The following is a 9,373-nucleotide window of genomic DNA, read 5'->3' as shown; positions in this document are numbered from 1 at the left end:
CCCCTGCTCCCCCTGCTCCCCCTGCTCTATTTGATAGAGATACCTACGAGTCTCTGCAACCAAGTCTTGTCTTTCTTCCAGTACCAGATGTGGATAACTCGCAAATTGCACCGCTAGCCCTTGCCAACGGCGGCGTTCAGTTTGGGGCAAGCCTGTTGGGAATTTTCCCAAAGTCAGGCTAAGAAATTCACTGAAGCGGTATTGTCTGCCTACCAAGTCTGTAAAGCCATGTTCGGCTTCTATTGCTAAGGCTTTGTGCAATCGTATCCAATCTGGTTTTTCATTAGTCATTGGTCAGCAGAGTGAGGAGTCATTCAATTTTAGATTTTAGATTTTAGATTTTGGATTTTTAGTTTAATCCAAAATCCCAAATTCAAAATCTAAAATTGTCAGAGTTAGGAATAAACAACTAATAACTCATAATTAATAACTCATAACTTTATTCAAACCAACTGGCACGCCATGCAGCTTCAGCTTCAGCGATCGCTCTTTCTTGATGTTTCTTTTGATACTCTCGCCCTAGCTTACTGAGTTGAACTAAGATACTGCGGATTTGCCTGCGCTCAGAGGAGAGTGTCGCGTCAGCAAATTCAATTTCTCCTAGCCGCAGGTTAATAGCCATAATGTGCGTCAGTCCAGATTCTTCTGACTGCTGCTCACTTTCAATTTCAATTACTAAGTTTAATAAATTGGGTGGCCCTGGCATTACTTCGGCAGATGCTTCTGATGCGGCCGCCGCCGCCGCTGCTAAAATCGGTTCTGGTAATTTTTTGGGTAATACCCCAGCTTTTCGTAATAAAAGATTAGTCTCATGGGAAACTTTTTTCAGTATCTCTTGGGTGACGTCTTCTATGTTTTGTTGCCATTGTGCCAGTTCTATAGGACTAGAAGTGTCGGAGGTGAGAGTCTGAAGGGTAGAGGTGTCCAAAAACGCTGGAGGTGAGGAGGATGTTACTTCCCCATCTTCCTCATCTATCCGTGCTTCTTTACTTTTAATACAAGTGAGCAATTGCTCATCTGTCAGCTTACCCAACTTACGAATGGCTTGTTGTAATTGTTGGCGCTGATTCAATGACAAATGCAGAAAGTTTTCGGGATATCCCTGCGTACAGAGGTGGTAACTCGCCAGAATCAACTGTTTTCGCACAGCTAGTCCCAAGGTGGTTAGATAACTAGCATAAGCGCTTTGTAGTTCTACTGCGATCGCCCGGATCGCTTCTTTCAGTGCTGTAATATCCTGCTCAATTCGTTCGATTGCTCTTGCCATATCTTCTTGTTCTTGCCCATATAACCCATTTTAGTAGTACAAATATACTAATTTATTTAAGGGTAACTTTCCAGAGGATTTTAAATTAAAAGCGAAATTTCGCGTCTTATACTAAATAAAATACAGGTCAGGCTATTTGCTTGACCTGTCCTTAGAAAAGCTAGGAGTTAAGAATTATGAGTTATGAATTATGAATCAAATTCCTATTAACTCCTAACTCCTAACTCCTAACTAATATTACTTAGTACCCATTTGAGCAGCGACTTCTTCAGCAAAGTTACTTTCTTGCTTTTCAATGCCTTCGCCCAATACATAACGGACAAAGCGAGCCACTTGAATGTCTTCGCCTAATTGAGTCTTTACTTGCTTGAAGAGGTCTTCCACGGAAATACTTTGATCGCGAATGTAAGGCTGATCGAGCAAAGTCAATTCTTTTAGGCGTTTTTCAATCCGTCCCTGAACAATTTTTTCTTTGATGTTATCTGGCTTATTTGCCAAATCATCCTTGCCCATTTCAATGTCTTTTTCCTTTTGAGCAATTTCGGTAGGGATTTGGTCTACACTCACATACTCGACATTTGGGCAAGCCGCAACTTGCATTGCAGTGTTCCGTGCCAAGCTTTGGAACTCTTGATTAGCAGCCACCCCCTCAGTTTGGGAACCAAGTTCTACCAATACACCAACTCGACCGCCAGTGTGAATGTAGCTGTCTACAGTACCTTGCACACCTGCTGTTAACGCAAAATTGACAAAGCGACGCACTTGAATGTTTTCACCGAGTGTAGCAATGGTTTGCTTGATGAATTCTTCTACAATCACGCTTTCATTGTCAATATAAGGTTGAGCCAACAAAGACTCAACACTATCAGCAGTTGCCGCTTGTTTGGCTAGGTTCTTAACTAAAGCTTTAAAAGCCTCGTTACGAGCAACGAAATCAGTTTGGCAGTTGATTTCTATAAGTACACCCACCCGGCCATCTGGCTGAATGTAAGTGTCTACTAGACCTTCTGCCGCAATGCGATCGCTTTTTTTACCCGCCGAGGCGATGCCCTTTTTCCGTAACCAGTCGCCAGCTTCTTCTATGTTGCCATCAGTCTCTTTCAGCGCCTTTTTGCAGTCCATCATGCCAGCACCAGTTTTTTGGCGTAGCTCTTGGACGAGTTTTGCAGATATTTCCGCCATGTTGCCTCAATTCCTAACTTGACCTTGAGTTGTAATCGCTCACCGAATTTTAGATTTTAAATTTTGGATTTTGGATTGAAGATTCAAAATTAAAAAAGTCTGAGAGCAAGGGAATTTAAACGCGAGAATAAATCTAAAATCCAAAATTAAATGACAAGCCCCTGACTTAATTGCTCTTTTCAATCTAAAATCTAAAATCTAAAATCCAAAATTGTCTCACGGGTGTTGAGTATTTCTATCTTACTCAGGGCTGGGGGATAAAAAATAATGAAGTTATGAGGTGTGAGTTTTTTCGCCTCTACCTTAGCCTACGAATTGCCGCAGGCTAGGGCGGATTGCCGCTACTCTACGAACAACCGCCCGACTTTGCACACTTGCTTCACCCCTGCTTTACTTATTCCTCTTCTTCCTCATCGGGAATTACGGCATCAGTATATTCGCTTTCTTCGTAGTCTTCGTCATACTCACCGCCCTCGTAATCTTCGTCATACTCTTCACCATCGAGCTGACCGTGACGACCTTCATAAATGGCATCCGCCAATTTTCCTACTATCAGCTTAATTGATCTGATAGCATCGTCGTTTGCTGGGATGGGGATATCTACTACATCTGGATCACAGTTTGTATCCAGCATAGACACAATGGGAATATTCAGTTTTTGGCATTCTTGAACTGCGTTATATTCCCGCCGTTGGTCTACAATTACCACGATATCGGGTACTTTCCGCATTGTTTTAATGCCGCCTAAGTATTTCTGAAGCTTTGTCATTTCCCGACGCAGCATTGATGCTTCTTTTTTCGGTAATAAATCTAGTGCGCCAGTTTCTTCTCGGCGTTCCAAATCTTTCAGGCGGTCTACCCGTGTTTTGATTGTTGCCCAGTTGGTCAACATTCCGCCCAACCAGCGCTGGTTAATGTAGTGGGAACCACAACGGCTGGCTTCTTGGGCAATAATTCCAGCTGCTTGCCGCTTGGTGCCGACAAAAAGAAATTTCTTCCCTTGCTCAGAGTGCGATCGCATATAGTTATAAGCATTATCCATCAGTTGGGCAGTCTGCACCAAGTCGATGATATGTACACCATTGCGGGAAGTATAAATGTAAGGAGACATTTTTGGGTTCCAACGCCGGGTCTGATGCCCAAAGTGAACCCCTGACTCCATCATTTGAGCCAATGAAACTACTGGCATATAAATTCTTAACTCCTATTCGGGTTAAACCTCCATCCAAGTGTATTTCCCAACTGGGAAACACCCGAATTCTTAGATGTGCGAGATTATAGTTAACCATACTAGGTTAGCATATTTTAGGGGCATTGGGCATTGGGCATTGTGGTGTTATTTTCCTGATACCCCTACTCCCCATTCCCTACTCCCCATTCCCTACTCCCTACTCCCTACTCCCCATTCCCTACTCCCTACTCCCCATTCCCTACTCCCTTTCGATTTTGAGACTAAGTGAACTCGATAGTCTCAACAAACTCTAAAATATTATCCTTAATGTCTTCGGCTTCTTCTTCAACCGAGTCGGGAGTTTCGCCGTTTAAAAAGCTGTGTTGACTGCTAACTATATATAAAAACTCACCATTGATAAAGGTGAGTAGCCCTCGGTAGGCATCCAATCTCATCGCAGTTCCATTATTTTCTTGCTTAGAAATCGTCGAACCTTTGGGCATATCTACTAACACGTAGTAAGCCCCTGCCAAAGTATCTTCCAAATATTCTGCATACTCCACAGAAGCATCTGGTACATTGGCAAAAATCGCTTGGGATATATACTTGTCTACTAAAATTGTTTGTAAATATTCTTCTTGTCCAACAGACTCCAATTCTTCTAACTGTTCCGGCGGGAAAGGATAATAATCGATTCTCAGCAATGTGCCAATGTCATCGGAAAAGCCAACTACTCCTTCCTGACTTTGAATTCTACCGCCCTGCTGGGGATCAACCGGAATCGTTACCGTAAAATTACCTAAGGGGGATTGATATGTCTGTTGAGTATAATCTTCTATGACTACTGTTTCATCTTCGTCATCTTCATATTCTTCTTCTTCTGCTTCTTTAAAGGCTGCAATTACCTCTTTGATGATTTCCTCTGCTTCTTCATCCTCAAGTTCCAAGGCTGTTTGTAGCTTTTTGAGGTAGGCTTGTTTTTGTTTAGGGATGGCGAGTTCATCGTCTAAAAGCACTATCACTCCAGCAGCAAAACCATCCAGAACTAACTCATCTGAGAGAGATACTTTGGCGGCATTAAATAGGGGTCCAATTCCCTCCTCTTCTGCAATGCCTATAAGTCTATCGACTATTTCTGTAATTTCATCTTCTGAGTATTCCTCGAATACCTCGAATTCCCAGAGGATAACCGCTAAACTTTCTGCATCTACATCTTCAATCGATGAATCAGCGATCGCTGTGACAGCTGCGATCGCCGCTACCGCTTCCTCTGGACTTAGTGATTCTTCTGATGTCTTTGGTGAGTTAAAAATCTTGTCATGTTTGGTCATAATCGTTACCCAAATTAATTGCTTTATAGTAATAACAGATTGAAAGTGACAATGGTCAGTTTAGCAACAGAGCAAATCTCCTAGAGAGAAACTTCGTTAATAAATAAGTTGGCACAATAAAACTAAATGATAAATTGAACATACATAGTTACCATTTTTATAAAAATACTTTGGTTTGAATAGTTCTGATGATCTAGTCACTACCACTCCATGATTATTTTTCGCGCACAACTCTATAGCTTGACATCCAGTGGTAACAAAAGGAATTTGTTACCTCAAATTTATATATTTTTTGATTACTTATTATTTACTTTCTTTAAAAATCTTAAAGATAAATATATATTCTTTAAAACAAATAATTTTACTCAATTATGTATGAAGCTCGACGAGCCTGCCGCCGAATGTGTCTACCTTACTCAAACACAAGCTAGGCTCAGTATTTCCCGCAGGTCACTTTGACTAGATATTGATATTGTAAATTTTTGTTAGCAAGCAATTACCGTCAATAACTGCTGTATCCCTTTGTTTTTATCCTCTAGCAGAGGAATTACATCTATTGATAGAATTATAAACTAGCTAGCGATAGATACCTACACCGTGGGCAGGATGTCAAAATACCGATGTTTGTAGCTCACATAATACTCAAAACGCTGTACTGTTGAATCTACAAACCTGAATTTCGTGAAATTTTGAGTTTTTTATGGTAACAACTCCTCCATCCCAGTTTTCACCAGATCAATATAAAGTTGATTCTGCACAAGAAAAAGTAGAAGCTCTTATAGAAACACCACCATCAGATACGGAGGTTGACCTAGAGTTCCTTTACACTAGAGATATTGAATTTCGTCAGGAAACCATTTACTTTCTTGTGGTTGATCGCTTTTTTGATGGCGATCCAGATAACAGCGAAGGTGCAAATTCCGAGTTGTACGATCCTAATAGGCAAGATTGGGGTAAGTACTGGGGTGGAGACTTGCAAGGTGTCATTGACAAATTGGACTATCTCAAAAATATGGGAGTCACAGCCCTTTGGCTAACTCCGTTATTCGAGCAGGTTGAAGAGTTATTTGTTGGTAATGCAGCGCTACATGGCTATTGGACAAAAGATTTTAAGAGGCTTAATCCTCGCTACATTGCTGACGGAGACAACCCTTCTTTAAACGCTACCCAGGAAGAAAGAAATACGACCTTTGATCGGTTAATTACAGAACTGCACAAGCGCAATATGAAGCTGGTGCTGGATATTGTCTGCAATCACAGCAGCCCTGATACCAGTGGTAGTAAGGGTGAATTATATGATGATGGCGTCAAAATTGCTGACTTCAATGACGATGTTAATCATTGGTATCACCACTATGGCGAAGTACAAAACTGGGAAGATGATTGGCAAGTACAGAACTGTGAATTATGTGGTCTAGCAACCTTCAATGAAAACAATACGGAATATCGTGAGTATATCAAGTCAGCCATTAAACAATGGCTAGACCGGGGTGTGGATGCACTACGGGTGGATACTGTCAAGCATATGCCCATCTGGTTTTGGCAAGAATTCACTGGTGAGATGACCAATCACAAACCAGATGTATTTATTTTTGGTGAATGGATTTACAGTAATCCTAGTGACGATCGCTCGGTGGAATTTGTTAACCACTCAGGGATGACACTTCTAGACTTTGGGTTGTGCGTGGCAATTCGAGCCGCACTAGCGCAAGGTTCAGAAAACGGATTCCAAACAATTCAATACATCTTTGACCAAGATTATCGCTACAAGGGGGCAACAGAGTTAGTCACCTTCATCGATAACCATGATATGTGCCGCTTCCAATCGCTGAATCCCGATCCAGCGATGTTGAAGATAGCGATCGCCTTAATCATGACATCTCGCGGCATTCCCTGTATATACTACGGCACAGAACAGTATTTGCACGATGACACCGATGGCGGTAATGACCCATATAACCGCCCGATGATGGAAAATTGGGATACTGAGAGTGAGATTTATCGTTGTATCAGGCTGCTGTCGGGATTACGGCGACTGAATCCAGCCGTATCAATGGGTAGCCACTGGCAAAAATACTTAACACCCGACGTTTATTGTTATTTGCGCCGCTATCGTGACTCACTGTGTTTTGTAGCTTTAAACCGGGGAGGAGAAGTTACTCTACCAGAAGTAGAAACAGAATTACCCGATGGCGAACATACCTGCGTGGTAACTCGTAATAAGTATGAGGTGAAAGATGGCAAGATTTATAACCTGATACTGGAAGAACGGGGAGTGCTTGTTTTCAGCCGCGTTGGGGAACGGATAAAAGGACAAACAATTGTGCGTGTCCAACTCACTGGCGTGCATACCGAACCCGGTGAAATCATTGTGGTAACAGGAGATTGCCCAGAGTTGGGTAACTGGGATATCAGCAAAGCATATCCTTTAGAGTACATCAACACCAATACTTGGTCTGCTGAGATTCCTTTTGATGAAAGTGCTGGTAAGCTGATTGCTTATAAATATGCCATGTGGCGGGAAGGGCGATCGCCTCTGCGCGAAAATTTGGTAAATCGCCGTTGGGTAATTGCGAAAGAAGGCACAGTCAAATGGCGTGATACCTGGGCATCGGGAAGAGAATCGTAGAGTTTCCAATAAATTTGATTCAAAATACAGAAATTCAGTCTAATACCCTCTATAAAGAGATTAGGCTGAATTTTTTATTCGGTTTCTGTGCTGGGTAGAGCGAGCCGCAGACTATCACCTTTAATAAATTTTCTCTTCAAAATGATGTCGTCTGAGATTTTTCCAAGCAGCCGTCTTTGTATTTGTATTTACCTACAGGTAAATCGGCGATCTTTTCAGGCTTACAACATTCGTATAAGAGGTCTATTGCATTACTCACTTTGCCGTAACCTTTTTTCTAAAGCGGATGCACTAAAAGTCAAACCCATTACTAGAAGATAGTAGATTAAGCCTGCAAATAGCAAAGGTTCAAAATAAATATATTTATTTGCACCAACAATTTGGGCACTGCGTAATATTTCCACTACACCAATTGTTGACACTAATGCAGAATCTTTTAGCAGTCCGATAGTTTCATTCACCAATGCTGGAAGAATGTTCTTCAATCCTTGAGGAAAAATTATATCCCACATCATCAACCAATAGGGAACACCCATAGACATCGCCGCCTCACTTTGTCCTTTATCCACCGCTTGAATCCCACCCCTGATGGTTTCCGACATATAAGCCCCAGAATTGAGGGTAAAAGTTAGTACTCCTGCTTCCAATGCCGAAATGTCATAACCTGTAAGCTGAGGTGTTGCGTAATAAACCAACGCCAACTGTAACAGCAAGGGTGTGCCTCGAAAGACAGAAGTGTAGGCGTTAGCAAGCCAGGTAAGCGGTTTGATGCCGATAATTTTTAATAGAGAGAGTATTGTTCCCCAAATTAAACCCAAGGATACAGATAATAATGTAAACAGCAAAGTTAAGGGAATTCCCCGAAGAATAAAGGGAATATCTGGGAGGATTCTGGTGAAATCGAGATTGAGTCCACTTTTAATAGGAGTTGAGGATGCAGTAGTGGCGATAATATTCTGTGAAAACCACTTGGTTCCTAGTTTTTTCAATGTACCCAAGTCCTTCATTTGTTGAAGCACTTTGTTAAACGGTTCCACCAAAGAAGAACCTTTGGGAAAAGCGATCGCTGATCCACTTGCTTCGGATGAGGGAATAGTATTAAACTCTAAATCTGGGTTAGCTTGGGCGAATCCTTTAGCGACGGTATCTTCAACAATTGCGGCATCAATTCGCCCCGATTTAATTTCTTGAACTACTTCCGGCACTTTGTTGAGTTGCTTTAGCTGAATACCCGCAACTTTTTGAGCAATTTTTTGAGCATTTTGCTCTTGTATCGTTCCTAGTTGCACTCCAACTTTTTTACCTGATAAATCTTGTGGTTGCTTTAAGTTGCTACCCTTGAGGGCGACAATTGTATCTTTGGCTTCGTAATAAATAATTGAAAAATCAATATTTTTCTGACGTTCTGGAGTTGGAGTCATCCCAGCCATTGCAAAATCAGCCCGATTTGCTTGGAGTGCAGGAATCAATCCATTAAAATCGGATTCCATTATCTGAAGTTTAAACCCTAGTTTTTGAGCTAGAGTCTTGGCAATATCTATATCAAAGCCAACGATTTGGCGATCACCTCCTTTGGTATCATAAAATTCATAAGGCGGATAATCTGGTGAAGTAATCATCGTCAGGGTATCTTTATTTAAAGATGAAGCAGCTTTTAGAGGATCACTATGTCCTGTGATCATGTTGATTACTAAAATTGCTACAAACAGTATCGTTAATAGCCGAACTTTTTTTTTCTTCATATTTAAAGGAATTCCTCAGAAAGCAGGGAAGTACTTTGTTTTATACTTAAC

General features: G+C 41.5%; 6 protein-coding genes and 1 pseudogene. 1 reads left to right on the top strand and 6 read right to left on the bottom strand.

The annotated features are described in order from the left end of the window. The 5 genes and pseudogenes from F8S12_RS25310 to F8S12_RS25290 all read right to left on the bottom strand — a co-directional run. A pseudogene (locus F8S12_RS25310) lies at positions 1-291 on the bottom strand (ATP-dependent DNA helicase RecG); the annotation flags it as partial. A gap of 148 nt (positions 292-439) precedes the next feature. After that, positions 440-1,267 (bottom strand): hypothetical protein, encoded by an 828-nt coding sequence (locus F8S12_RS25305; RefSeq protein ID WP_196519056.1) that lies wholly within the window; start codon positions 1,265-1,267, stop codon positions 440-442. 237 nt (positions 1,268-1,504) lie between these two features. After that, the gene (gene tsf, locus F8S12_RS25300; RefSeq protein WP_196519055.1) at positions 1,505-2,449 is read right to left on the bottom strand and encodes a translation elongation factor Ts; all 945 of its coding nucleotides are present in this window, start codon (positions 2,447-2,449) and stop codon (positions 1,505-1,507) included. Between the two features lie 394 nt (positions 2,450-2,843). Then, positions 2,844-3,638 carry a 30S ribosomal protein S2 gene (rpsB, locus tag F8S12_RS25295; protein WP_196519054.1) on the bottom strand — a complete coding sequence of 265 codons (795 nt, stop codon included), beginning with the start codon at positions 3,636-3,638 and terminating at the stop codon, positions 2,844-2,846. 263 nt (positions 3,639-3,901) lie between these two features. Further along, positions 3,902-4,951 carry a hypothetical protein gene (locus F8S12_RS25290; protein WP_196519053.1) on the bottom strand — a complete coding sequence of 350 codons (1,050 nt, stop codon included), beginning with the start codon at positions 4,949-4,951 and terminating at the stop codon, positions 3,902-3,904. Between the two features lie 700 nt (positions 4,952-5,651). On the opposite strand from F8S12_RS25290, the gene F8S12_RS25285 reads away from it, so the two are divergent. Then, a complete protein-coding gene (locus F8S12_RS25285) occupies positions 5,652-7,580 on the top strand; it encodes an alpha-amylase family glycosyl hydrolase (protein ID WP_196519052.1) in 1,929 nt (642 codons plus the stop codon). Positions 7,581-7,831: 251 nt separating this feature from the next. Here the strand turns inward: F8S12_RS25285 and F8S12_RS25280 are convergent, their stop codons facing one another. Next, the gene (locus F8S12_RS25280) at positions 7,832-9,322 is read right to left on the bottom strand and encodes an ABC transporter permease subunit (protein ID WP_196519051.1); all 1,491 of its coding nucleotides are present in this window, start codon (positions 9,320-9,322) and stop codon (positions 7,832-7,834) included. Positions 9,323-9,373 lie beyond the last annotated feature (51 nt).

The organism is Nostoc sp. WHI (genome assembly GCF_015714725.1).
Classification (GTDB): domain Bacteria; phylum Cyanobacteriota; class Cyanobacteriia; order Cyanobacteriales; family Nostocaceae; genus Nostoc.
Note: the sequence above shows the minus strand (reverse complement) of the source record. Positions and strands in the feature narration are given on the sequence as shown.

What these genes read in the sequence shown, in the direction of transcription:
- F8S12_RS25305 (WP_196519056.1), bottom strand. Translation starts at nt 1,267, where the DNA reads ATGGCAAGAGCAATCGAACGAATTGAGCAGGATATTACAGCACTGAAA.
- tsf (WP_196519055.1), bottom strand. Translation starts at nt 2,449, where the DNA reads ATGGCGGAAATATCTGCAAAACTCGTCCAAGAGCTACGCCAAAAAACT.
- rpsB (WP_196519054.1), bottom strand. Translation starts at nt 3,638, where the DNA reads ATGCCAGTAGTTTCATTGGCTCAAATGATGGAGTCAGGGGTTCACTTT.
- F8S12_RS25290 (WP_196519053.1), bottom strand. Translation starts at nt 4,951, where the DNA reads ATGACCAAACATGACAAGATTTTTAACTCACCAAAGACATCAGAAGAA.
- F8S12_RS25285 (WP_196519052.1), top strand. Translation starts at nt 5,652, where the DNA reads ATGGTAACAACTCCTCCATCCCAGTTTTCACCAGATCAATATAAAGTT.
- F8S12_RS25280 (WP_196519051.1), bottom strand. Translation starts at nt 9,322, where the DNA reads ATGAAGAAAAAAAAAGTTCGGCTATTAACGATACTGTTTGTAGCAATT.